Raw genomic sequence first — 23154 nt, forward strand, 5'->3', positions numbered from 1 at the left:
GGTCAGCGGCGTCCGTTCATGAGGTTGAGGCCCTTTTGTGTGAGGGGTTCGGGGAGGGCGCCGTAACCGAGTTCCGCCGCTGTTTTCTGACCCTTCTCGCTCAGGGCGTGGGCGAGGAAGGGGCGGACATCCGGGGTGGTCTTGCTGCTGTGCTTGGCGCACACGACGGCGTAACCGAACCGGAAGACCGGATAGGCGTTGTCCGCGGTGGTGTCGTAGGCGACCTTCATCGCCATGTCCCTGCGGGTGGGGTCGACCACGTCGGCGGTCGCGGCGCCTTCGGTGAGGGACTCGGCATCGGGGAAGACCGGTTTGCCGGCGCCGGTGTCCAGGGACGCGGCGGACAGCTTCGCCTGCGTCACGATGTCCATGGGCGCGTAGGCGAGTGAGCCGTCGGTCGCGGTGACCTTGTCGGCGATGTCCTCGTCCGGGACGGCCTCGCTCTTCAGGTCGGGCATGGAGATGCTGGGCATGTAGCGCCAGTCGTCGGGCGCGGCGCCGGCGAGATATTCGGTGAGCGTCTGCGTGGACTCGGACTGGCCGTGGTGATGGAACAGGGTGATGGTCCGGTCGGGCAGGGTCACTTCGGGGTTGAGGCCGACGATCTGCGGATCGTTCCAGCGCGTGATCTTGCCCATGTAGATCTGGGCGATGGTCCTGCCGCTGAGCGTAAGGGAGTCGACGCCCTCCAGATGGAACACGAGCGCCACCGGCATGGTGGTCACAGGGAACTGCACAGCGCCGCCGGCGCCACACCTCTGGTCGACCCAGGTGGATTCGGCCGCGCTCATGGGCTTGTTGAGGACGGCGAAATCGGCCCGCTCACCCTTGAAGTCCATGTAGCCGAACCCGGAACCCCCGCCGTCGTAGGACATGTCCTGGTCCGGGCAGGCCGTGGTGTAGTCGCGGATCCACGCGTTGACAGCCGGCTGCTGGGTCTGGGAACCGGCGCCGCGCGTCATCCCCGACCGCTCCGCGCAAGAGGAGTTCAGCGGCCCTCCCCCGCCCTGGGACGCGCTCGACGACGGGGACGGACCGGTGCCGGTGCCGGACTTCTTGCCGTCGTCTCCCAGCTGATTCACCAGTACGGGCACGGTGATCGCGACAGCTGCCAGGGCGGCTGCGGCGGCGATGACCGCAGGTCGGCGCATGAGCCGTATCCGACGAGGACCGAGGGCGGCGCCCTGCACGGTCGGCGGCGGTCCGAACCCCGCCGGCGCCGTGGGCTGCGGTGACAACACGGTCGGGGGCACGGCATCACTCGGTCCGGCTGCGCCGAGCGTCTGCAGGACCTGGTCCACGGTAGGACGCTGCGCCGGGTCCTTGGCGAGGCAGGAGGTCACCAGCGAGCGCAGTTCGTCCGGGAGCGAGGTCAGGTCCGGGTCCTCGTAGACGACGCGGAAGCCGATCGTGTGCATGCTGTCCCCGTCGAAAGGACCATGTCCGGTGGCCGCGTGGACGAGGACCGAGCCCAACGAGAACACGTCCGCCGACGGGCCGACCGGGGCGCCGGTGAACTGCTCGGGCGCCATGAACGGCGGCGTGCCGACGGCCGTGCCGGTCTGCGTCAGCTGAGTCCCGTCGCTGGCCCGGGAGATACCGAAGTCGATGACACGCGGGCCGTCGTCCGCGAGCAGGACATTGCCCGGCTTGAGGTCGCGGTGGACCAGCCCCGCGCGGTGGATGTCCCGCAGCGCCTCCGCCAGACCGGCCGCCAGGCGCAGCACCTCACCCGGGGCCAACGGGCCCTGTCCGGCAATACGTTCGGCAAGGGAGGGGCCGGGCACGAACAGTGTCGCCAGCCACGGCGTGGGGGCGTCCGGGTCGGCGTCCACGACCGGCGCGGTGAACGCACCGCTCACCTGGCGCGCGGCGGCCACCTCACGCCGGAAGCGGTCCCGGAACCCCGCGTCCTGAGCCAGCTCCGGCCGGATCACTTTGACGGCCACCTGCCGGCCCGACAGCGAACGGGCACGGTAGACCACTCCCATGCCGCCCGCGCCGAGCCGGCCCTCCAATGCATAACTGCCGATGGAACGCGGATCCCCGTCCTGCAAGGTCATACGCTGCAATCCCCCGTGATGTGCCTGCACCGAACCCCAGCCGGCCTCGGCACTTCGCATGACTCCGGCTCGGCGCCCGCCAGACTACCTGCGCCTGTACGGAACCGGCCGGGCGCCGGCGTGACTGCCGGTGCCCGGCCGGGCATGGGTCGGGACCAGCCGCAGCCGGTCCCGGGGATCAACTGGGGTTCTCGGCGTGGGTAAGGGTCTCCCACGCAACGAACAGGTTGTTCGAACCGGCCGGACGCTGCTGCTCGGTGAGCTTCTGGGTGTTGGTCATGGCGATGCCGCGGCGGGTGTGCAGGGCGTTGTAGCCGACCTCGGTGACCGGGCCGAGGCCACGCTCGACGGAGCCGCCGCACAGCCAGCTGGGCGGCGCCTCGCCGAGCTGGTACTTGGAGTGGAAGCCGAGGGCCTGGCGCAGCCGCTCGCCGACATCGGTACCGTAGAGGTCCTGTCCTTGGATGCGGCTGGTCTCGGCGATGTGGGAGATGGACGAGATGCCGTATCCGGTGTGCGTGAAGTCGCGGCAGGTCTCCTGCGACAACCCGGTCACGAATGTGGACTGGCCCTGCCAGTACTTGACGATCTTTTCCCTGGTGTCGAGATTCTGACTGGGCACCGTCTTGGGCAGCGCGCCATCCGACGACAGGTATATGTACGCGGCGGTGCGTGTACGGAACTTGGCCATCGCCTTGTCGTACGAGGCCTTGTCCTCCAGGAAGACGGAGATGCCGATGGCGGCCTCCATCATGGTCAGCTCCCAGTTGCCGTTGGAGTTCGACCCGTTGATCACCTCGGGCAGGTACACGTTCCGCAGCATGGTCCGGAAGCGGCCCTCGTTCGCCCAGCCGCCGGTGTACGTGTACTTGATGATCTCCGCGGCCTTGGGCCAGGAGGAGCCGGCCCAGCCGGTCTGAAGGGGCGCGTTGCTGTTGGTGTGGTCCTGGATGACGGCCGACCAGGCGTCCATGAGCTGGATGGACTTCTTCGCGTGGCGCTCGTCGCGGGTGAAGTACCAGGCGAGCGCGTGAGTGTACGCGGCGATGGCGTCCTCGCGCTCGTCCGTACAGCCGTAGTTGGGGTTGGAGTACGAGCCGCACTCGACTGTCGCCCGGGGCTTCGGGGTGCGGTTCAGGTCGGCGTATTTGCCGGCCTTCATCTGATCGAAGGCGCTCTTCCACGGCTGGGCGCCGGCGTCGAGCTTGGCCTTGGTGAAGTCCAACTGCCCCTTGGAGACAGTGACTCCGGGGTGGACGAACACGGCGGGGGCGGCGTCCGCGCGATCGGCCCCGGGCCAGGCGATGAGCCCGGCGACGAGAGCCGCGACGGAGGCGACGAGAGCGGAGAACAGTGCAGTGCGTGGCCTTCTGTGGCGAGGCTGCATGGTGGGGGGCCATCCGTTCCTGTATGTGAACGCTGGACGTTGACGTGAACATGGCGTCGGCTGGAGAACATAGGTACAGACCATGGCCGCGTCAAGTGCCACGCAAGAACACACGGAACCCGGGCGTTAATGACTGGCTGCGTCACTGGAGGTTCTGGAGAATCCGGTGTTGTGCGTATGGGAATCTCCGGCTTCGAGCCGGACTTCGTGGTCGGACTCGAAGCCGTCCGCGAGGATCACGGTCTACGGCTGGCGCAGTTGGGCGGGCGGCGCCTGAGCGGGTTCGCGCTGGTGCGCTTCGTCGATGACGGAGACTGGTTCGCTGATTGCCCGGTGGTGCTGGACTTCGAAGGCGTGCGAGTCGAGATCTGCCACTGGAAGTTCGATGAGCTGTCGATCGGCTGGAACACCATCGACACCACCGCGGCGATCACCGGCTGGGAAGACTCCGATTTCACGCCCGCGTGGTCCGGTGCCGACGTACGGCTCGAGCCGTACGTCGGCCAGCTACTCCGCGACGTATCCCTGCTCGAATGGCGCGCGCCGGGCCAGGACTTGGCCGATGGCACCGTCGCGGTGGAGTTCGCCTTCGATGCCGGTTGTTTCCGCATCGGCAACGGGCTCGACGAGAACACCATCGAAGTGGGAGAACCGGATCCGGAGTACGTGAAGCATCGGCTGAGCGGATGAGAGCCGGCGGCTCACGCCGACGCCGGTCCAGAGGGCGGGCGGGGTGAGGCGCTCGTCAGGCCGATTCGAGGACCGGACGCAATTCGATTGTCTCGGGGGTGGGGAAGCTGCGGGCCAGTTCGATGGCCTCGGCGTGGTCGGTCACCTCCAGCAGAAACCAGCCGCCGAGGGTTTCCTCGCCGCCGTGCACGGGCCCGTCGGTCACCGAGACGGTTCCGTCCGATGCCGTGCGCACCGTGACAGGGTCCTGATGCTCGGTGTCGAGGGCGTCACCGCCCGCCAGTTTGCCGGTGGCAGCCAGCTTGCCGATCCACGTCTCGTAGGCCGCACGGTGGGCATCGCGGTCGGCCCGGATCCGAGCGCGCGACGCGTCGGTCTCGAAGATGACCAGGGCGTATTTCACAGCAGGTTCCTCACTTTTGTGGGTACAGCAGAACGGGTGGCTTCGTGGGGTGTTGTCATGGCCGCCCCAGGCCTTCGGTGGCGGCGATGCGGGCAATGTCCTCCGGGGAACCGAACATGATGGTGCGGGCGTTGGCGCTCACCACGTCGATGGGCCAGTACGGATGGTCGGCGCCCGCCATCAGATATTCGGGTGTACGCACGGCATTGCGGTCAGGCGTCACGCGGGACCATTCCTTCGGGTTCTTACGGGGGTGTCGGGCAGGCCGGGTGCGGGTGCCGCGGAGGGGACTGACCGGACCTGTTCCAGCATGCGGAGCACCGATCCCGGGAACAACTGCCGATCTTGCTAGGGTCGTTAACTCAGAGGTTCATGATCCGAGACCGTCCGGCGGCCGGATGCGGAGCCGGAGGGGGCGAAGCGGGATGGAACTGCGGGACATAGAGATCTTCCTGACGCTCGCGCAGGAGCTTCACTTCGGCCGCAGCGCCGAGCGGCTGAGCGTCTCCCCGGCTCGCGTCAGCCAGGCGATCAAGAAGCAGGAACGCCGCATCGGAGCGCAGCTTTTCGAGCGGACCAGTCGGCACGTACACCTGACTCCCCTCGGCGAAGAACTCCACCGGAGGCTGAAGCCGGCCTATGACGACATCCAAGCGGCCATGGCGGAGGTCACGGCCCTCGCCCGTCGGCCTCCCTCCGTACTGACAGTCGGTGTGATGGGTGCGCAGATGCATGAGATGCGCACCGTCCTCGACCACTTCCGGGCCCAGCACCCTGGCGTCGAACTCCGGTTCAAGGAGGTGTTCTTCAGCAATCCGTTCGGAGCGTTGCGGGCAGGCGAGGTCGACACCGTGGCCGCCTGGCTGCCAGTGCGCGAACCTGACCTCACCGTCGGCGTTGTGCTGCGCGAAGAACCGCTGCATCTGATGGTCGCCGCGGACCATCCGCTCGCCGGGCGGGCGACGGTGAGCATGGAGGAGCTCGGCGACCACACGGTTCCGAGCCCGGCCGGTCCCCGTCCCGACGACTGGGTGGGCGCTGTCCTGCCGCACCGCACACCGTCGGGGCGTCCGATCCGCCGCGGACCGTCCGTCTCCACCTTCTACGAGGTCCTCGCCCTCGTCGCGACAGGAGACGTGGTGTGTACCGTCCCTGATGAAGGGCGGCGCTACTACGCACAGCCCGACATCGCCTTTCTGCCCGTCCACGACGCGGCGCCCGTCCAATGGGGCCTGATCTGGCGCACGGACCGCGCGACCCCACTGGTGCACGCACTCGCCCAGGCGGCGACGGAACGCGGTGCCCGTTGGTGCGGGGGCGGCCCCCAGACGGACCCAAGGGGCGAGATCATCGGACGACGCCGGTGAACCGGTCTTCGACATAGTGCCTGCGCGCCTGCTCGTCGCGCCCGGAGGCCAGATACCGGGACCACGCTTGTGTTTCGTGCCAGACCGCGCCCATTTCCCACACGCAGAACGTGCCGCGGTGGTTGCCCGGGAAGGTGTGCAGGCGGAAGGGTCCGTCGTTCTTCGCGAACACCGTCTCCCAGAGCTCGTTCTCACCGCGCCACGTCTGCACCAGCAGGAACGAGAACGTCGGGGTGCACTTGTGGAGGATCACGAAGCCCAGCTCGTCGTCGAACGGCAGGTCCACGGAGACAAGGAAGTCGCGGGCCTGCTGACGTTCCTTCTCCGAGAGCTCCAGATCCTCCCGTCGCAGGTCGTACCACTTCAGATAGGCGCCGGGCAGACGTAAGTCCTCGGCAGGCGTTATCAGCTTTGAAACGTGTCGATACGTGTCGGCGACGCTGCCGCCGCCAGGAAGCTCGGTCATGCGGCAAACCTAACCCGCGGGCGCCGGACTCTCTCCGATCCGGCGAGCGCTACGACTTCACCCTCGCCCCTCGCCCCTCGCCCCTCGCCCCTCGCCCCTCGCCGTCACCCGCACCCGCCGCACCCACCACACCCGCCATCACCGCACCCACTGTCACTGCCGCTGGTGCCGCCGCCGCAACCGGCGGCGGTGGCGCCGCCCGCGGTGCCGGCACCGGCCTGCTTGGCCCTTGTTGCGCGCTGCGCCTGGGCCTGACGGATTTGTTCGTCCCGGCGTTCGGCCCGTATCGCATCGTCGCGGACCTTCTCGCGCCGTGCGCGCTCGTGTTCCGTGCCGTCGACCGGTTGCGACGCGCCGAGGCGATGGCGGCGGTTCGGGAGCAGGGCGGCTGTCGTGACGCTCAGGCTCATCTGTCCCGTCTCCTGACGGTAGTGGTAAGCGATGCTCGCGTACGCCACGACGATCTCCGCGCCCTCGTGCACCGGACCGTAGAGGACCGCCTCGAAGGCCTCCTTGAACGGGTCGATGCTGTGGTGTCCGTCGCCGATGCCATAGGAGGCGGAGCCCAGCAGTTGCGTGGGTGTGCGGGTGCTCCGGCCCTCGGGGGCGTACGAGATCATCGGCCGGCCGTCGCGTATGCGGGCGTCGGGGTGGATCCAGTGGCGGCCGTCGGGGGCGACGCGGATGCCCACGCGCAGGGCAGGGTGGGCTTCCTCATCGTGCAGGCGCCGAGCAGCCCGGTAGGCGGCAAGGCCCCGCGCCAAGAGGGTGCTGCCGGGGAGCGCGAGCAGCAGGGCCACGGTCTGGTGGCCCACCGCGTCGTAGGTGGAACCTGAGAGGTCCCCGATCAGACCGTCGGTCAGCACAGCGGCAGCGATCAGGCACAGCGCGGCGCCTGCGTACACCTGCGCGTGCCCGCGGTATCCATCGGACTCGGGCACGCGCGCGGGCAGCGGGAACCGCCGAGGGCCCGCGGCGGCAAGGAAGAGCGCGCGCTGCGTGCGGCGGGCCCGCAGACGCAGGCAGCTCCCGGTGAACAGCCAGACGGTCACGGCGAGTACGAGCAGGTGGCCGGCCTGCTCGACGCCGCCATCGGCGGCGGTGACGGCTACTGCTGCGTACGCCGCGACGATCGCAGCCGCCGCCGCGGCGAGCACCGGAACATGGCGGTACCACAGCGGCAGGAACGCCAGCAGCGCTGCTCCCGGATAGCGCAGCCAGTCCGTACCCACCTCGGCGCCACCCGGCCACGACGCGGGCGAGTCCGAGAAAGCCGACGTCAGCCAGTACGCCACCACCACAGCGACGATCGCGACCCAACTGGCCGCGACGGGCGCGAAAACACCGGGCACTCGGGCCGCACGCCACTGTTCGGCGTCGGTCACACTCCACGTCTTCAGCTCGGCATCGGGCAGCGCCGCAACCGGCAACTGCTTCACCCGCTCGCCCGGCCTGCTTTCGCGCATGGCACGAACCCCCCGGCTTCCCCTGCGTACCCCCGCTGCGGAGGCACCGCCAAGTGTCCCCGTTGGCATGGCAGGACAAACGCGCTTGCGAGTGCGGGACGTCTGGGAGAATCTCGCCCACGCGGATCTCAGGCTCCGACCGGCCGGCAGAGGAGGAAGCGTGGGGCTGATCTACGGATACGAGTTCTATCTGCGGCCGCGGGACGTCAGCCGGGCGTTGACCCGTCTCGCCGCGCTGGCGCCACCGGCACGCGCCGTAGCGCCGCTTGAGGTCACGTTGCCCGGTGGTGAGCGGCTCGTTCTGCCGTTCACGTCGCACTTCGAGAGCGATCCGGTCGACTGTTCCGCCCCGGGCAGCACGCTCGGGCTGGATACGTCCCTCCTCTTCGACGCGGATGACGCGCTGCGCGAGTACGCGCAACTGAACGGTCCGCAGCTGGAGGTGGGCGGACGCGTTCGGATCGGGTACGTGTACGTGACGGTCCGGTTCACGTCGCTCCTGCACCCCGGCTACGCCTCCGTGGAGTGCTGGGCCGCGACGTCGGGGATGAGCCGGTTGTTCGCGCGGTCGGCGAGTGTCAGGAAGACATTCGTCGATCTCACCGCTGCGAGTGGCGGGGTGTGCTGTCTTTTCGACACCGGTGATGGTGCGCCTGAGCAGTTGTACTGGCTGAACGGTGAAGCGCTGGACGAGACCGTGCCCGGGCCTCGCTTCGCGGATGAGCGAGCGCTGGTTGCCGCGTGGCCCGCCTTGGAGGAGTGAGTGCTGGTCATCCAGCGGGTTTGATGCGCAGCTCTGCCGAGGCGGACTGCACCATGATGACCTGCAGGTTCATCGTGTCGTTGATGACCGCGACCGTTCCCTTGTCGCAGCGCAGCACCACGCCGCCCCCGCCGTTCGAGGACGTCCCTCCCCCGCCGGAGCATCCGGAGATGCTGTAGCCCGACCCGGTCAGCGGTGCGGTCAGTTCGACCGACTTGCCCGCGATCCCCTTCACCGTCAGTGGGCCGAGGCCGTACGAGGCGGGGATCGCCACTACGTCTCCGACGGCCACTTCGATCTCGCATTCACCATCCGCGCACGGTCCGCTCGGTGACGGCTTCGTCTTACCCGGGGAGGACTCCTGCGGGCCTTCGGATCCCGATGCCGTCGCGCTCGACGCCGCGGACGGGTCCTTGTCGCCCGCGTCCGGGGAACTCGACGAGCACCCTTGGACGCCGGCCATGACGGCAGCAACAACCAACGCGAGCACGGCAGATGACCTCGTACGCATCATGGTCCCCATGTAACCGCGCGCCGGTGGGCCAAGTCCACGGCGGCCGCGGTTGCCGGAAGCGCGTCGACATCGCCTTCGTACCGCACATCGGGGTACTCCGACGACCTCGACCTCGATGCGTCCCTCAAGCCTTGACCGGTGCCGACTTGGCGGCCTGCTCGAGCTTCGCCCGGTAGGCCGCGCGGGCCTCCTCGTCGATCGGCTGCTCGAAGTCGGCGCGCAGACCGGTGCGGCCGTCGACGTTCTCGCGGAGGATGTCGGCCTGGCCGGTATGGCGGAGGGTCTCGCTCAGGACGTGGACGATGACGGCGAAAAGGTTCGTGTTCGGATGCGGTTCCGACCACCACGGCACGTGCCCGGGGGCGTCCAGGGCAAGCTCGTCGATCGTCGCGTCGGAGTGCTCCCAGGTGCGGCGGTAGAACGCGACGATGTCCTCGCGGGTCTCGTCCTCGGACGCCCACATGTCGCCGCCGTCGTAGTCCTGCCACTTGCACAGCGGTTCCGGGGACGGGCGGTCGAAGACCTCGCCGAAGTAGCGGGCCTCGACGGTGGCCACGTGCTTCACCAGACCGAGGAGGTTGGTCCCGGTCGCCGTCAGGGGGCGGCGGGCGTCGTAATCGGACAGGCCGTCGAGCTTCCAGAGCAGGGCCTGGCGGTCCCGTCGCAGTCGCCACAGCAGGTTGTTCTTCGCGAAGTCGTCGATCATGAAGGGTGAGCCTGCCACGGCATGTTCCCGGCCTCAAGATCGGGGCGGGTCCGAGGGCGGACGTGAAGGTGCGACGCGTGGGCCCAGCGGCGATGAGTTTCGTGGCGCCGAGAGGTCTCAACCCGCAACAGGCACACCGTCACCCCCACGCGAGGAGCGCATCATGGCCGCTACGTACACCTGGGACGTCTTCTGCACTCTCGACGGCTTCGGGTCGTACGGGCCCGATGGTGACTGGGGCGGCTACTGGGGAAAGCACGGCCCTGAGTTCCTGGAGAACCGCCGTGCCGTGCTCGGCGAGGACCAGCTCATGGTGCTGGGAGGCAACACCTTTCGCATGTTCGTGAAGTTGCTGGGCCAGATCCCGCTCGACGACCTCGACCCGGTGAACGCGCGGATGCTGAGCATGCCGACGACCGTTGTGTCGACGACGGTCTCGGGACCCTTCCCGTGGCCGGACACGACCGTCGCGACCGGCGACGCCGTCGATGTCGTCTCCCGGCTCAAGAAGGAATCCGGCGTCCCGTTGCGTTCGCACGGCAGCCTGTCGCTGAACCGGGCGCTGATGGCCGCCGGGCTCGTCGACCGTGTCCAGGTCACGATCTTCCCGGTGATCAGCGGTCGGACGGGCGCCTTCCCGGTCTTCGGGGGTGCGGAGGACTTCGACCTCGACCTGCTGGAGCACCGGACGTTCGACGGGCGTACGCAGGAGCTCATCTACCGGCCCGCGCTGCACGGTTAGGGGCGGGTTGGGCGCGTCGAGCCGAAGACGGATCCGCACGCACCGTCCTCAGCCCGCGACGCGACCTGTAACGACCTTGGCCGGAGGGTGAAACACGCAGAACTCGTTGCCCTCGGGGTCCGCGACCACGATCCAGCGAAAGCCGTGCTCGCTCATTTCGCCGGTAATCCGCCGGGCCCCGAGCCGTTCTAGACGCTCCACTTCGGCGAGCAGGTCTTCGGTGTCGAAGTCCAGATCCAGGTGCATCCGGTTCTTGCCCTGCTTGGGCTCCGGGACCCGGTGCAGGAGAAGCGTGGGAGCGGGGGAAGGGCCGACCAGGCTCAGGTAGGGCATCCCCTCGAAGCCGCGGCGGTAGTCCAGCGGGGCCAGCGCTGCGAGCCAGAATTCCGCCTGCGCTTCGGTGTCGACACAGTCCAGTGTCACGACGATCTGCATGGCGGAACGGTAGGAGAAGGCGGGCCGTTGGGGCGAGTCGCCGCCGAGTTCACCACGTCACCGGATAGCGCACCGGATGGCGCCCGATGCGGCCCGGGAGCATGCCCAGGGCCACGACCAGGGTCGTGCCGAGGGCCAGCAGGGCGAGGAATGCGGTCGGGTCCGGGGACTGGAGGACCACGATCAGTGCCGTGGCGGTGGCCGGGGCGTGGGAGGTGTGGGTCAGCATCATGGCGCCCAGGGAGAGGCCGGCTGCCACACCGGCTCCCCAGGGGCCGGGGCCCGTGACGGCGAGGGTCGCGAAGCCGATGAGGGCGGACACCAGGTGGCCCGCGATGACGTTGCGCGGCTGGGCCAGGGGCAGTCCGGGAGCGCTGTGGACGAGGGTGGCGCTGGCGGCCAACGGGGGTATCAGGAGCGGCTGGTGAAGGATGCCGCCGACCAGGGTGAGTGCGAGCAGGGCGCCGATGGCGAATGCGGTGACGCGCAGGAGATGCGGGAGGTCCCTGCGGGTCGGACGGGTTGGCGACGGCACGGTGATTCGGACTCCGGTGGTGCACAGGCGGGCAGGACCGTTGGGCCCGGGTGGCAGGGCGGGCCTAGCAGATCGACTGACTTTAAACAAAATGTTGAAGGACGGGTTGGGGTGTCTCGTCTTCCGGACACCTGAGGAGGGTGGGTGGCGGAGTGCGGCGCGGGAGGCTCGACGTCGCGCGGGCCGTGGCGTTTAGGGTGCGGGGATGCCGCTTGTCGAAGTGACCTATGCGTCCTCGGTACCGGAGCCCGTGCTGCGCGAACTCGGCTCCGTGCTGCCCCATCTGGTGTCGCTTGCCGTGGAGTGTCCCGAGGAGCCGTACGACGGTGATCTGCAGCCCGGGGATGTCGAGATCCGTTTCCGGGAGCTGGGCCCACTGGATCGCAGCGGGCTGCCGGTGGTGATCGAGATCAGGTCGAAGTGGTTCGCGAGCAGGGCGGCCGACCGGCAGGAGCGCGTGGACGTGTTGCACGAGGGGATCCGTGCGGCGACCGGGCTCGATGAGTTCGGTGTGTATCTGTCGTTGCCAGTCGCGGCGTGGGCTCAGGGCGACTGAGCGGCGCGGGGAGATCGAGGGGTTCGAGGATGTCCGAGGAATCGTCGCGCTGGTTTCGGGGGCGCATGGTCGTGGGGCCGTTCGCGGCGTTCGAGCGCGCCGAGTTCGAGGCGGTGGAGCAGGCGGTCGGGCTGCCCGTGCCGGAGTCCTATCGCTTGTTCCTGGAGGAGGCAGGGGGTGCTCGTCTGCCGTACGCCGTGCACGTGCCCGGGTGTGAGCCATCACCGGTGCAGGGCTTCGACGAGCTTCATCGGCTGGGCCGGAACCGCAAGGACGAGTACGGGTGGGGCACCTTGGTCGGCGAGTACCAGAAGTCTCGTGAGTGGTGGCTTGCGGATGAGGTGCCGCTCGCCGGCCTGCTGCCGATCGCGCGGAACGGTGGGAGCGACACGGTGTTCCTGGATCTCAATCCGGGGGCGGGCCACGGTCAGGTATGTGCATTCGTGCACGGCACTCCCCTGCCCGGCTACATGTCCCAGGGTGTCTTCGCGGAGGTCGCCGACAGTTTCGACGACTTCCTCGACCGGCTGATCGTCGATCCGGACCTGGCCGAGCACAGCTGGTCCGATGTGGCCGAGCGCGAGCCCACCGACCCTTGGCGGCTGACCGTCGAGGAGTGGTTGGACAAGGAGGTCCCGCAGTGGCGGGACGAGCCCTGGGCGCGATGACGCAGGGCGAGCCGTTCTGACCTTCCGTACGGATTCCATGGGGGCCGTTCGGGGCACGCTGCTTCACCTGGTATCTTGCTTTGCATGGAACCAGGTCATGACAGTAAGCAGGCGCGGGCAGCCGCGCAGCTGCGCAAGGGAGTGCTCGAGTACTGTGTGCTCGCTCTGATGCGGGACCGTCCCCGGTACGGCGTCGAGCTGCTCCAGGCGCTGGAGGACTCCGGCGCCCTGGCGACCAGCCAGGGCACGGTCTATCCGCTGCTGTCACGGCTGCGCCGCGACGACTTGGTCACCACCACCTGGCAGGAGTCCACCTCCGGCCCCCCTCGTCGCTATTACGCCCTCACCGACAGCGGCCGGGCCGCGCTCGACGAGTTCACCCGCGTCTGGCCCGGCTTCCGCAATGCCGTCGACGCCTTCCTGACCGCCCCCCACACCCTCGGAGACCTCGCATGAAGACCACCGCCGAACCCGTTCGCGATTACCTCGCCGCCGTCGAGCGTGAGGCCTCCGCACTTCCCGCGGACCGTCGGCAGGAGCTGCTCGCGGACCTCGCCGAGCACATCGAGGTCACGCGGGCCGAGCGTCCCGATGTCCCGGTCGGCGAGATCCTCGGCGAGCTGGGCGATCCGCGCACCATTGCGTCCACGGCGCTGGCCGAGGCGGGCGGTCTCGACGGCCGCACCGTCGTGGCCGCCGCACCCGCCGCCCGGCGCGGCAAGGTGCACCCGATCGTTCCGCTGCTGATGCTGACCGTCCCGTACTTCCTGGCGGTGCTCGGGCCGGACGTGACCGCGCTGCAGTTCTGCAGTGGCCTGCTCCGCATTGTCGGTGCGGTGCTGCTGTGCACCTCCGTGCACTGGGCGCCGGTTCAGAAGGTCGTGGGTGTCATGCTGGCCGCCGTGCTGCCGACCACCGCGATCCTGGTGTGGGACGAGACCACCGTTGCACCGGCCGGCGAGACCCCGGCGCTCGTGGCCAACCTGATCACGCTCGCCGTATTGATCGGTACGTCGGCCTGGCTGTGGCGAGCGCGCCGCCGCGTCTGAGGGCTCGGCCCCGGCGCTGACGAGTAGCGGGTGAGGAGTGGCGGGTGGCCGTGTCGGCCCCCCGCCACTCCTGCTTTACGGCGCCCGGGTGGCATGCGGTCGACGACGCTCACGCGTGCCCATGCCCGGTGGCACCCGCCCGATGCCGGACCTAGCCTGGGCGGCAGGCAGCGCGCCGAGCGGCCCGGGACCGGGTTGCCGTCGGCGGCGCGCGTTCGCGTGACGGAAGGTGAGAGCCTTGGCTGCGTCCGATGACGGCCGGGAATCAGCGGTACCGAACGTCGGGCCGGTGTCCGCGGACGAGCCCGAGTTCCGCCCGTATCACCATCCCGCCGCGGGTTGGGGTGCCGCGAAGAGCGTGACCCGGTTCCTGCTGCGGGAGCGCGAACCCGTGGACGGGCCGCGGGCCATCATGAAGATGAACCACGAACGGTCCGGTTTCGACTGTCCGGGCTGCGCCTGGCCCGACGACACCAAGGGCCTGCACCTGGACATCTGCGAGAACGGCATCAAGCACGTCACGTGGGAGATGACCCGCAAGCGCGTCGGCCGCGAGTTCTTCGCCGCGCACTCCGTGACCGAACTCGCCGGGTGGAGCGACTACGACCTGGAGGTCCAGGGGCGCCTCACCGAGCCGATGGTCTACGACCCCGGCTCCGACCACTACGTACCGATCAGCTGGAAGGACGCCTTCGAGCTCGTCGGCCGTACGCTGCGCGGGCTCGACAACCCGAACCAGGCCTCGTACTACACCTCCGGCCGGCTCGGCAACGAGGCCACCTTCCTCTACCAGCTGATGGCCCGCGAGCTCGGCACCAACAACCTGCCCGACTGCTCCAACATGTGCCACGAGGCGAGCGGCCGCGCGCTGCAGGCCTCCCTCGGGACCGGCAAGGGCACCGTCGACCTCAAGGACTGGGAGACGGCCGACGCGCTCTTCATCTTCGGGGTCAACGCGGCCTCCAACGCGCCGCGCATGCTGACCGCGCTGGCCGAGGCATACCACCGCGGCGCGCAGATCGTGCACGTCAACCCGCTGGTGGAAGCCGCCGCGACGCGCACGATCGTGCCGCACGACTTCCTCGACATGGCGCTCCTGCGATCCACGAAGACGAGCACCCTCAATCTGCAGGTCCGCATCGGCGGCGACATGGCGCTGCTGCGCGGCATGGCCAAGGCGATCCTCGAGCAGTCGGCGACGGATCCGAAGGCGCTGGACCGGGAGTTCATCGACCGGTACACGGCGGGCTTCGAGGCGTACAAGGAAGTCTGCGAGGCCGCTTCCTGGGATGAGCTGGAGCGCCAGTCCGGGATCAGCCGCGCGGACATCCTCAAGGCGGCGCGCGTCTACCGGGAATCCGACCGCTCGATCATCAGCTGGTGCCTCGGCCTGACCCAGCACGAGCACGGCGTCGATACGGTCCGCGAGATCGTCAACCTGCTTCTGCTGCGCGGGAATCTGGGCCGCGAAGGCGCTGGCCCCTCCCCCGTGCGCGGGCACAGCAACGTGCAGGGCAACCGCACCTGCGGTATCGACCACCGGCCCGCACCGAAATTCCTCGACCGGCTCGCCGAGGTCTGCAAGATCGACCCTCCGCGTGAACACGGGCTCGACACCATCGGCACGATCCGGGCCATGGCCTCGGGCGACGTCAAGGTGTTCATCGGCATGGGCGGCAACTTCGCGCTCGCCGCACCCGACAGCCCGGTCACCTTCGCCGCACTGCGCACCTGCGACCTGACCGTGCAGGTCAGCACCAAGCTCAACCGCAGTCATGTGGTCCACGGCAAGCGGGCGTTGATCCTGCCGTGCCTGGGCCGCACCGAGAAGGACCACCAGCGCACGGGCATCCAGCGGACCTCCGTCGAGGACTCGATGAGCATGGTGCACCTGTCCCTCGGCATGAAGAAGCCCGCGTCCGAACAGCTGCTCTCCGAACCCGCCATCGTCGCCGGCATGGCGCAGGCCGCGCTGCCCGACAGCCCCACACCGTGGCCGTGGTACATCGAGGACTACGACCGGATCCGCGACACCATGGCCCAGGTCCTCGACGGTTTCGAGGACTTCAACCGCCGCGTGCGGCTGCCGCTCGGCTTCCGCATCAAGCAACCCGCCCGCGAACTGGTCTTCCTCACCCCGTCCGGCAAGGCCGAGTTCTCCGCCGCCGACCTGGCGGACGTGGTCCCCGAACCGGGCACGCTCGCGCTCGGCACGATGCGCTCGCACGACCAGTGGAACACCACGATCTACTCCGCCGACGACCGCTACCGCGGCATCAGGAACCTGCGCACACTCGTCTTCATGAACCGCGCCGACATGCGCGAACGCGGCATCGACGACATGGCCCCGGTCGACATCACCAGCACGGCACGCGACGGCAGCACCCGGCAGCTCAACGGCTACCTGGCCATCCCGTACGACATCCCGCGGGGCTGCGCGGCCGGATACATGCCGGAGATGAACGTGCTGTGCGCGCTCGGCGACTTCAGCACGCAGAGCGATCAGCCGATCATGAAGCATGTGAAGGTGCGGATCGGGCCGGCGGAATAAGGATTCGGTCGAGACGGAATCGGTTGCCGCCGCCTGACGCGGATCAGGCCCGCGCCTTCAACACCGCCAGCGCCCGGTCCGCATGGACGCCCATGCGGATCTCGCTGTGGATCGTCTCCAGGACCTTGCGGTCGGTGTCGATGACGAACGTGACGCGCTTCGTCGGCAGGACCGAGAAGCCGCGGGCCACGCCCAGCTTGGTGCGGACGGTGCCGTCCGGGTCGGAGAGAAGGGGCATGCCGAGGGAGTGGCGTTCGGTGAACTCCTGTTGGCGTTCGACCGGGTCGGCGCTGATGCCGACCGGCTGGGCGCCGACGGCGGCGAACTCTGCGGCGAGGTCCCGGAAGTGGCAGGCCTCGGCGGTGCAGCCGGGGGTGAGGGCCGCGGGGTAGAAGAAGAGCACCACCGGGCCGTGCGTGAGCAGTTCACTGAGAGTGCGAGGGCTGCCGGTCTCGTCGTGGAGCGTGAAGTCCTCGATTGTGTCGCCGGCTTCGATGCGCGTCTTCATGGGCCACACCCTACTCGCAGGTAAGTCACTTCCCAGGGGCCCGGAACCGGCCGATCGCCTTGGTGAACGCGGTGCGGGGCGATGTGGTGGGCTTGGGGGGTACGGGGAGTTGTCCGGGCGTGGGGACCTCGCCGTTGGTCGCTTCCTTCAGCGCCGACTGGAGGGCTTCGGTGGCTTCCTGGTAGCGGTCGCGGGACTGCGTCATCGCCTCCAGGGCCTCCGCGTAGTGGTGGACCATGCGCTGGGCGTGGGCGAGTTCCTCGTCCGGGGTGAGCAGGTGCCAGCCTCGGCGCAGCCGGGTCAGGGCGGCCTCGGCCTCCGCGGACATCGGCCTCGGTATCGAGGCGAACTCGATGATGCGGGTGATGAGTTCGGTCGGTTCGGTGCCGTCGAGGAAGACCGTGTGCAGCGTGAAGCGGTCGGCGTCGTACGCCGGGTGGGGTTCGGCGCCCGGCAGGACGACCGCGCCGCCGCGCGGCATCCGGACACCGAACTCCTTGCGCAGCGCGAAGTCGGCAATCTGCGCCTGCTGCGGTGTGGCCCGGTGCTCGATCACCTGGTGGCGCAGGCTCGGCGGCAGGAACGCGGCGAGGGGCCGCCGGCCGAGGGCGTCGGGGGTCATCGCCTCGTGCACGACGAAGCGGAGGTACCAGCTCTGCCTGGCGCAGTCCCGGAGCAGCTCGCGCAGCTCGTCGTCGTCGGCGGGAAGGTGGTTGGGGGAGCCGAGCCGTACGCCCGGCACCATGTCGTGGTCCCATTCGACGCGGCCGCCGTCCGGCCAGAACATCGTGACCGGCGCGGGCCAGGCCGGCTCCCAGCGCTGCTCGGCCTCGGCGGCGAGGATCCAGGCCACGGACTCCTGGCTCCTGCGGCGGGCCTCGCCCGTGTACGTCGTCAGCTGGGCACGGACCGTGACACCGTCGCCGACGCGCCAGCGCGCCTCGAACACACGGCGGGCGGAGGGGCCCGGGTCGGCGGCCGGTTCGCGCGGGTACAGGGCCGTGGAGCGCGCCGCCTCGGCGGGCTCCAGCTCCATGAAGTCGTCCAGGACTCCGGCGGCCTTGAGCGCGATCAGGTTGCGGCGCACGTCCAGCTCGGGATCGGGGCCGAGGTGCCGCCCGCGTGCCAGCCAAGCGGTATCGGGGATGACGGTCGTGGGACTTGCTTGCTTGGCCATGAAGTCAATCCGAGCGGGGACAGGGACACACCAGTATGAGCCGCCGCGTCCCGGCGCCGCAGGGAGGGTGGCGGACCCGCCATACGGAGCAGCGTGCGGCGCGGTCACACAGGACCGTGCCTAGCGTTGCGGCGTGGAGCGACCCCGTAGCGAAACCGCCGAGCGTGTACCGGCCGCCGCGTACCGGAATCTGGTCATGGCGACGATCGGGTTCACCCTGACGTTCTGGGCCTGGGATCTGATCGCGCCGCTGGCCGGCACGTACAACGACCGGCTGGGGCTGACCTCCTTCCAGCAGTCCCTGCTGGTCGCGGTACCGGTCCTCGTCGGCTCGCTGGGCCGGATCCCGGTCGGTGCGCTGACCGACCGCTACGGGGCGCGGGTCATGTTCCCGATCGTGTCCGCGCTCACCGTCATCCCGGTCCTGCTGCTCATTCCCGCCAAGGACTCGTACACGGCGCTGCTCGGCGCGGGATTTCTGCTCGGTCTCGGCGGCACGACGTTCGCGATCGGTGTGCCGCTGGTCAATTCCTGGTTCCCGCCCGCGCGGCGCGGCTTCGCCATCGGTGTGTTCGGCATGGGCACGGGTGGTGTGGCGCTCTCCGGCTACTTCACGCCGCGGATCGCCAAGCACGGCGAGAACCTGCCGTTCCTCGTCGTCGCGGCGGCGCTCGCCGTCTTCGCGGTTCTCGGAGCGCTCCTGATCACCGACCGTCCCGACCGCAAGATCCCCGACGCCTCGCTCGCCCACCGGCTCAAGGGGGCGGGGCGGCTGCGGGTCACCTGGGAGCTGTCCGCGCTGTACGCGATCGGCTTCGGCGGCGTCGTCGCGTTCGGGGTGTATCTGCCGACGTATCTGAAGACCTGGTACGAGCTGGCGCCGACGGACGCGGGCACGAAGGCGGCGGGCTTCGCGGTGGTCACCGTGGTGGCGCGGCCGCTCGGCGGCTGGCTCGCCGACCGGATCCACCCCGCGACCGTCACCGCCTGGTCGCTGGCCGTGGTGGCGGTGTTCGCCGTGATCCAGGCCTTCGATCCGCCGCTCGCCCCGATCGGCACGATCTGCTTCCTGTCCATGGCCGCCGGACTCGGCGCGGCCGGCGGCAGCGTCTTCGCCCTCGTCGCCCAGGTCACACCGCCGCCGCAGGTCGGCAGCGTGACCGGCATCGTCGGCGCCGTCGGCGGCCTCGGCGGCTTCGTGCCACCGCTGGTGATGGGCGCGGTCTACAGCGCCAAGGACTCGTACTCGATCGGTTTCATGCTGCTGTCCGATCTGGCGCTCGCGGGGTGCGTCTATGCGTATGGGCGGATGCGTGGACTGTCGCGGGGTGGCGAGGGGCTCTGAGGGACGGGGCCCGCACTTTTCAGGCGCCGCGCCCCAGTCGCTCCGCAAGCCGCGTGGCGTTCATGTACGCGATGGCCTCGATGGAGATCATCGGGTTCACGCCCGATGAGGTGGGGAAGCAGGAGGCGTCCGCCACGACGACGTTCGGGACTTCCCAGGTGGCTCCGTCGGGGTTGGTGGCGCTGGTGTCGCGGGAGCCGCCCATGCGGGCCGTGCCCATGATGTGGAGGGCGGCGATGGCGCAACGGCCCGGCTCGTAGCCCGCGTTGTGGCAGGCGGTGATGAAGTCCTCGTGTGTGCCCTTGCGGCCCGGTTCGTAGGACGGACCCGCCTGGTGGGCGGAGGAGATGCGGTGGGCTCCCGCGGCGGCGAGGATCTTCGCGGCGCCCTCGATGCCCGCGTGCAGATGGGCCGCGTCGTGGGCGGAGAGGCGGTAGTGCGGGACGGGTTCGCCGTCGCGGGCCACCTTGACGACGCCGCTGTCGCGGTCGCGGGTGATGACGCCGATGCCGGCGGTGTGGCCGAGGTCCTTGAGTGCGGCGAGGTGGGCGGAGGCGCCGCGCCAGTTCATGAAGCCCTGGAGGGCGGCGGGGTTGCCGGGGCCTGTCTCGTAGATGACGCCGTGGCCCCGGCCGTCGAGGTCGCTGTGCTCGCGGGAGTAGCGGGTCTGCAGGCCGCCCTCCCAGGGGCGGACCTCCTCCTCGAACACGCCCCAGACGGCGGTGGCGGGGTGCAGGCGCAGGTGGCGGCCGATGGCCGGGTCGGTCAGGCCCGAGCGGCGCAGCAGGGCGGGGGTCTGGATGGCGCCTGCCGCCGCGACGACCGCGCGGGCATGGACCGTGACCGTGTGACCGGCCGCCGTGGTGCCGCGGACACCGACAGCGCGGCCTTGCTTCACCTCGATGGTGCGCACGGTGGTGTCGATGACGAGGCGGGCGCCCGCGGCCTCGGCGTCGGCGAGCCAGGTCTTGGTGACGGACTGCTTGGCACCGAGGCGGCAGCCGTAGCCGCAGCGTCCGCAGTCGGTGCCCACGTCGCAGCCGACGACGTTGCGCGGCATCGCGTCGACGTGCCAGCCGAGGGACTGCAGACCGCGTTCCATGATGGCGTCGCGGGCGGATGCGGTGTTGTGGTCGGTGTTGACGGAGAGGCGGTCCGTGACGGCGTCGAGGGCCGCGGTGTACTCCTTCTCCGCGAACTGGGCGGCGCCGAGGCCCGCCCATTCCTCGCGGATGGCGTCGGGTGTACGGAACGATGTCGTCCAGTTGACGACGGTGCCGCCGCCCAGGCAGGACCCGGCGACGAGGGAGACCTGGCCCTCCGCGGTGGCGGTGGGACCGGAGGCGTAGAGGTTCGTCAGGCCGGTGCGTTCGCTGCCGTCGAAGTCGGCGTCGTCGTGGTACCCGCCGCGTTCCAGGACGACCACGTCGAGTCCGGCTGCGGCCAGGACGCCTGCCGCGGTGCCTCCGCCTGCGCCGGAGCCGACCACGACGACATCGCAGTCGAGGGTGGTGTCGGCCGTGGGGGTCAGCGGGCTGAGGCGCGGGCGGGGCGCGTCCGGCAGGGTGCCGAGCGGGCCGGGGTAGCCGATCGCCTCCCATACGGGTGAGGTGCCGTTCTCCCCCGGTGCCAGGAGATACGCGGAGGTGGCCAGGCCGCGCAGGGCCTGGAACAGGACGCGTTTGCGGGCCGACGAGGCGTCGCCCAGACGCAGCATCAGCTGCTCGCGCGCGGCCGGTGGCAGGGTGGAGTAGCGGCGGCCGCCGGTGCCGAGGAGCAGTCCGGCCAGGCGTGAGTCCCACAGGGACAGCAGGGTGGCGAGTTGCTTGCGTTCGCTCGCGCGCGGCAGTGCGCGCACAAGGGCTTCGGCGAGGGGGACGGCACCGATCGCGCCGGCGGACGGGATCGCTGCGCCGTCGCCCGGGGCGAAGGTGTCGCATATCGCGGTGAGCGCCGCCTGCTGGCGGGAGTCGAGCTGCATGGGTGTGTCCTCAACATGGGAGAGTTCCGAGGCTGATCGTCCGGGGCGCGCCCCGGCGCACTCAGGTGGTGGGCTGTGTCCCGTCCGCGTCCTGAGTTCGCAGGGTGTGCTTGACGACCTTGCCGCCCGCGTTGCGGGGCAGTCCGTCGCCCGTGACGAGGGCCTTGGGCATCTTGAAGGACGCGATCCTGCCGTCGAGGAAGTCGGTCAACTCCGCGAGGGACAGTGCACTTTGGGGCGCGAGGGTGACGTAGGCGACGGGGATCTGACCCCATCGCTCGTCGGGCCGCCCGATCACCGCGACCTCGAGGACGTGCGGGTGGGCGGCGATGGCGTTCTCCAGCTCGGCGCAGTAGATGTTCTCGCCACCACTGATGATCATGTCCTTCTTGCGGTCGACGACCCAGACGAAGCCCTCCTCGTCCACCTTCACAAGGTCGCCGGAGTGGAACCAGCCGCCCTCGAAGGCGTCCGCGGTCTCCTGCGGCTTCTTCCAGTAGCCCCGGGTCACCGTCGGGCCGCGGTAGACGATCTCGCCGACCTCGCCCACGGGTACGTCGTTCATGGCCCCGTCGACGATGCGGTACTGGATCGTCGGGATCGGACGGCCGACCGAGCCGAGCTTGCGCAGGGAGTCCTTGCCGCGCAGGACGCAGGTGATCGGTGAGGTCTCGGTCTGGCCGAACACGGCCACGTTCAGGGCGTCCGGGAACGCCTCCCCCATCGCCCGCAGGGTCGCATCGCTCGCGGGCGCCGCGCCCCAGCTGATGACGCGCAGCTTCAAGTCGCGCTTGTGGATGTCGGGTTGCGCGCAGAGCAGGTCCCACTGCTGCGGCACGTTGAACACCACGGTCGCGCCCTCGCGTTCGTACGCGTCGAGCACCGCCTTGGGGTCGAAGGCGCCGAGCGGGTGGATGACGACGGCGCTGCCGACCAGCAGGTTGGCGACCATCGAGCCCAGACCGGCGATGTGGAAGAAGGGCGCGGTCAGGAAGCCGACGTCGGAGTCGTCGAACATCTCCATCGCGCGGACACAGGTGATCGCCTGCACCTGCATGTTGCGGTGCGAGAGCAGGACGCCTTTCGGGCGGCCGGTGGTGCCCGAGGTGTACATGATGAGGGCCGTGGCGTCCTCGGGGACGTCCGGCAGCTCGATGGGTTCGTGAGCGGCGAGGAACTCCTCGTACGCGAACTCCTGCTGCTGCGGCGCCTGTTGTCCCGCTTCGCCCTCGCCGATCACGATGACCGTACCGATGGAGGCGGCGGACGGGACCGCGCGCAGGAGCGGAAGCAGGCGGGCGTCGATGACAAGGGCGGACGGTGTGCAGTCGTCCAGGATGTAGCCGAGCTCGGGGGGTGCGAGGCGGAAGCTGAGCGGGACGGCCATGGCGCCCAGGCTGTTGGCCGCCAGGACGCTCTCCACGAACCACGGGTGGTTGAGGGTCAGCAGGGCCACCCGGTCGCCCTCGCCGATGCCGTGCTCACGCAGACCGGCGGCCAACTGCAGGGACCGTCGCGAGAGATCGGCCCAGGTCGTGGTGGCCCCGAGGTGGCGCAGTGCGGGCTTCTCGGGCCGCATGGCCGCGTGGGTGGCCACCTGGGCCATCCAGTGGTGCCGGAAGGACCAGGCGGGAGCCGTAACGGTGGACATGCCACTCCTCGGGATCCGGATGCGCGGGACGGGGTGCGTGCTGTGGCGCGGGATGGAGCGGGACGGAGTGCGGTGGGGGCGGAAGCGTTGGGCCATTATGCCCGCGACGGCATCGCTCAAGAAGCCCTTTG

At 69.6% G+C, this 23154-nt stretch carries 24 protein-coding genes; 10 read left to right on the forward strand and 14 right to left on the reverse strand.

Going from position 1 to position 23154, the window contains the following annotated elements:
• Positions 1 to 2: 2 nt before the first annotated feature.
• Together ACIBI4_RS00425 and ACIBI4_RS00430 are read right to left on the reverse strand one after the other, a co-directional pair.
• Positions 3 to 2063 (reverse strand): serine/threonine-protein kinase, encoded by a 2061-nt coding sequence (locus ACIBI4_RS00425; protein WP_399201257.1) that lies wholly within the window; start codon positions 2061 to 2063, stop codon positions 3 to 5.
• Positions 2064 to 2241: 178 nt separating this feature from the next.
• A complete protein-coding gene (locus ACIBI4_RS00430; RefSeq protein WP_399201259.1) occupies positions 2242 to 3450 on the reverse strand; it encodes an alginate lyase family protein in 1209 nt (402 codons plus the stop codon).
• A 177-nt stretch (positions 3451 to 3627) separates the two neighbouring features.
• On the opposite strand from ACIBI4_RS00430, the gene ACIBI4_RS00435 reads away from it, so the two are divergent.
• Positions 3628 to 4140 carry a hypothetical protein gene (locus tag ACIBI4_RS00435; protein WP_399201260.1) on the forward strand — a complete coding sequence of 171 codons (513 nt, stop codon included), beginning with the start codon at positions 3628 to 3630 and terminating at the stop codon, positions 4138 to 4140.
• A 55-nt stretch (positions 4141 to 4195) separates the two neighbouring features.
• Here ACIBI4_RS00435 and ACIBI4_RS00440 read toward each other — a convergent pair whose 3' ends face one another.
• Entirely contained in the window at positions 4196 to 4543 is a 348-nt protein-coding gene (locus tag ACIBI4_RS00440) for a YciI family protein (RefSeq protein ID WP_399201261.1), read from the reverse strand.
• Positions 4544 to 4598: 55 nt separating this feature from the next.
• Positions 4599 to 4745 (reverse strand): hypothetical protein, encoded by a 147-nt coding sequence (locus ACIBI4_RS00445; protein ID WP_399201262.1) that lies wholly within the window; start codon positions 4743 to 4745, stop codon positions 4599 to 4601.
• 223 nt (positions 4746 to 4968) lie between these two features.
• On the opposite strand from ACIBI4_RS00445, the gene ACIBI4_RS00450 reads away from it, so the two are divergent.
• Positions 4969 to 5910 (forward strand): LysR family transcriptional regulator, encoded by a 942-nt coding sequence (locus ACIBI4_RS00450; protein ID WP_399201263.1) that lies wholly within the window; start codon positions 4969 to 4971, stop codon positions 5908 to 5910.
• Here ACIBI4_RS00450 and ACIBI4_RS00455 read toward each other — a convergent pair.
• Positions 5891 to 6376 carry a hypothetical protein gene (locus ACIBI4_RS00455; protein WP_399201264.1) on the reverse strand — a complete coding sequence of 162 codons (486 nt, stop codon included), beginning with the start codon at positions 6374 to 6376 and terminating at the stop codon, positions 5891 to 5893. The genes ACIBI4_RS00450 and ACIBI4_RS00455 overlap by 20 nt on opposite strands.
• Positions 6377 to 6480: 104 nt before the next feature.
• Complete coding sequence (locus ACIBI4_RS00460; protein ID WP_399201265.1) at positions 6481 to 7842, reverse strand: hypothetical protein; 1362 nt, start codon at positions 7840 to 7842, stop codon at positions 6481 to 6483.
• A gap of 160 nt (positions 7843 to 8002) precedes the next feature.
• On the opposite strand from ACIBI4_RS00460, the gene ACIBI4_RS00465 reads away from it, so the two are divergent.
• Complete coding sequence (locus ACIBI4_RS00465) at positions 8003 to 8605, forward strand: hypothetical protein (RefSeq protein ID WP_399201266.1); 603 nt, start codon at positions 8003 to 8005, stop codon at positions 8603 to 8605.
• 7 nt (positions 8606 to 8612) lie between these two features.
• Here ACIBI4_RS00465 and ACIBI4_RS00470 read toward each other — a convergent pair whose 3' ends face one another.
• Both ACIBI4_RS00470 and ACIBI4_RS00475 read right to left on the reverse strand, forming a co-directional pair.
• A complete protein-coding gene (locus ACIBI4_RS00470; protein WP_399201267.1) occupies positions 8613 to 8879 on the reverse strand; it encodes a hypothetical protein in 267 nt (88 codons plus the stop codon).
• Positions 8880 to 9243: 364 nt separating this feature from the next.
• Positions 9244 to 9825: a DinB family protein gene (locus tag ACIBI4_RS00475; RefSeq protein ID WP_399201982.1), complete on the reverse strand. Its 582-nt coding sequence runs from the start codon at positions 9823 to 9825 to the stop codon at positions 9244 to 9246.
• 163 nt (positions 9826 to 9988) lie between these two features.
• Here ACIBI4_RS00475 and ACIBI4_RS00480 point away from each other — a divergent pair, with 163 nt between their 5' ends.
• Positions 9989 to 10567, forward strand: coding sequence for a dihydrofolate reductase family protein (locus tag ACIBI4_RS00480; RefSeq protein ID WP_399201268.1), 579 nt, complete (start codon positions 9989 to 9991; stop codon positions 10565 to 10567).
• 48 nt (positions 10568 to 10615) lie between these two features.
• Here the strand turns inward: ACIBI4_RS00480 and ACIBI4_RS00485 are convergent, their stop codons facing one another.
• Together ACIBI4_RS00485 and ACIBI4_RS00490 are read right to left on the reverse strand one after the other, a co-directional pair.
• Positions 10616 to 11002 carry a VOC family protein gene (locus ACIBI4_RS00485; RefSeq protein WP_399201269.1) on the reverse strand — a complete coding sequence of 129 codons (387 nt, stop codon included), beginning with the start codon at positions 11000 to 11002 and terminating at the stop codon, positions 10616 to 10618.
• Between the two features lie 49 nt (positions 11003 to 11051).
• Positions 11052 to 11537: an HPP family protein gene (locus ACIBI4_RS00490; protein WP_399201270.1), complete on the reverse strand. Its 486-nt coding sequence runs from the start codon at positions 11535 to 11537 to the stop codon at positions 11052 to 11054.
• Between the two features lie 205 nt (positions 11538 to 11742).
• Between ACIBI4_RS00490 and ACIBI4_RS00495 the strand changes: the two genes are divergently transcribed.
• The 5 genes from ACIBI4_RS00495 to ACIBI4_RS00515 all read left to right on the forward strand — a co-directional run bounded on the left by ACIBI4_RS00495 (position 11743) and on the right by ACIBI4_RS00515 (position 16361).
• Positions 11743 to 12093, forward strand: a complete 351-nt coding sequence (locus tag ACIBI4_RS00495; protein WP_399201271.1) for a hypothetical protein — start codon at positions 11743 to 11745, stop codon at positions 12091 to 12093.
• Positions 12094 to 12122: 29 nt separating this feature from the next.
• Positions 12123 to 12761, forward strand: a complete 639-nt coding sequence (locus ACIBI4_RS00500; RefSeq protein ID WP_399201272.1) for an SMI1/KNR4 family protein — start codon at positions 12123 to 12125, stop codon at positions 12759 to 12761.
• An 84-nt stretch (positions 12762 to 12845) separates the two neighbouring features.
• On the forward strand, positions 12846 to 13217 hold the full coding sequence (locus tag ACIBI4_RS00505; RefSeq protein ID WP_399201273.1) for a PadR family transcriptional regulator: 372 nt from the start codon (positions 12846 to 12848) through the stop codon (positions 13215 to 13217).
• Positions 13214 to 13810, forward strand: a complete 597-nt coding sequence (locus tag ACIBI4_RS00510; RefSeq protein ID WP_399201274.1) for an HAAS signaling domain-containing protein — start codon at positions 13214 to 13216, stop codon at positions 13808 to 13810. Before ACIBI4_RS00505 ends, ACIBI4_RS00510 begins: the two co-directional genes overlap by 4 nt.
• A gap of 238 nt (positions 13811 to 14048) precedes the next feature.
• Positions 14049 to 16361 (forward strand): FdhF/YdeP family oxidoreductase, encoded by a 2313-nt coding sequence (locus ACIBI4_RS00515; RefSeq protein ID WP_399201275.1) that lies wholly within the window; start codon positions 14049 to 14051, stop codon positions 16359 to 16361.
• Positions 16362 to 16404: 43 nt separating this feature from the next.
• On the opposite strand, the gene ACIBI4_RS00520 is transcribed toward ACIBI4_RS00515, so the two are convergent.
• Positions 16405 to 16869, reverse strand: coding sequence for a peroxiredoxin (locus tag ACIBI4_RS00520; RefSeq protein ID WP_399201276.1), 465 nt, complete (start codon positions 16867 to 16869; stop codon positions 16405 to 16407).
• 25 nt (positions 16870 to 16894) lie between these two features.
• Complete coding sequence (locus ACIBI4_RS00525) at positions 16895 to 18046, reverse strand: hypothetical protein (protein WP_399201277.1); 1152 nt, start codon at positions 18044 to 18046, stop codon at positions 16895 to 16897.
• Between the two features lie 196 nt (positions 18047 to 18242).
• Between ACIBI4_RS00525 and ACIBI4_RS00530 the strand changes: the two genes are divergently transcribed.
• The gene (locus ACIBI4_RS00530) at positions 18243 to 19391 is read left to right on the forward strand and encodes an MFS transporter (protein WP_399201983.1); all 1149 of its coding nucleotides are present in this window, start codon (positions 18243 to 18245) and stop codon (positions 19389 to 19391) included.
• A gap of 19 nt (positions 19392 to 19410) precedes the next feature.
• Here ACIBI4_RS00530 and ACIBI4_RS00535 read toward each other — a convergent pair whose 3' ends face one another.
• Positions 19411 to 21372 (reverse strand): GMC family oxidoreductase, encoded by a 1962-nt coding sequence (locus ACIBI4_RS00535; protein ID WP_399201278.1) that lies wholly within the window; start codon positions 21370 to 21372, stop codon positions 19411 to 19413.
• A 61-nt stretch (positions 21373 to 21433) separates the two neighbouring features.
• Positions 21434 to 23023: a long-chain-fatty-acid--CoA ligase gene (locus ACIBI4_RS00540; RefSeq protein ID WP_399201279.1), complete on the reverse strand. Its 1590-nt coding sequence runs from the start codon at positions 23021 to 23023 to the stop codon at positions 21434 to 21436.
• Between the last annotated feature and the right edge of the window lie 131 nt (positions 23024 to 23154).

Source organism: Streptomyces sp. NPDC050418 (genome assembly GCF_044458745.1).
In the GTDB taxonomy this organism is placed as follows: Bacteria; Actinomycetota; Actinomycetes; order Streptomycetales; family Streptomycetaceae; genus Streptomyces.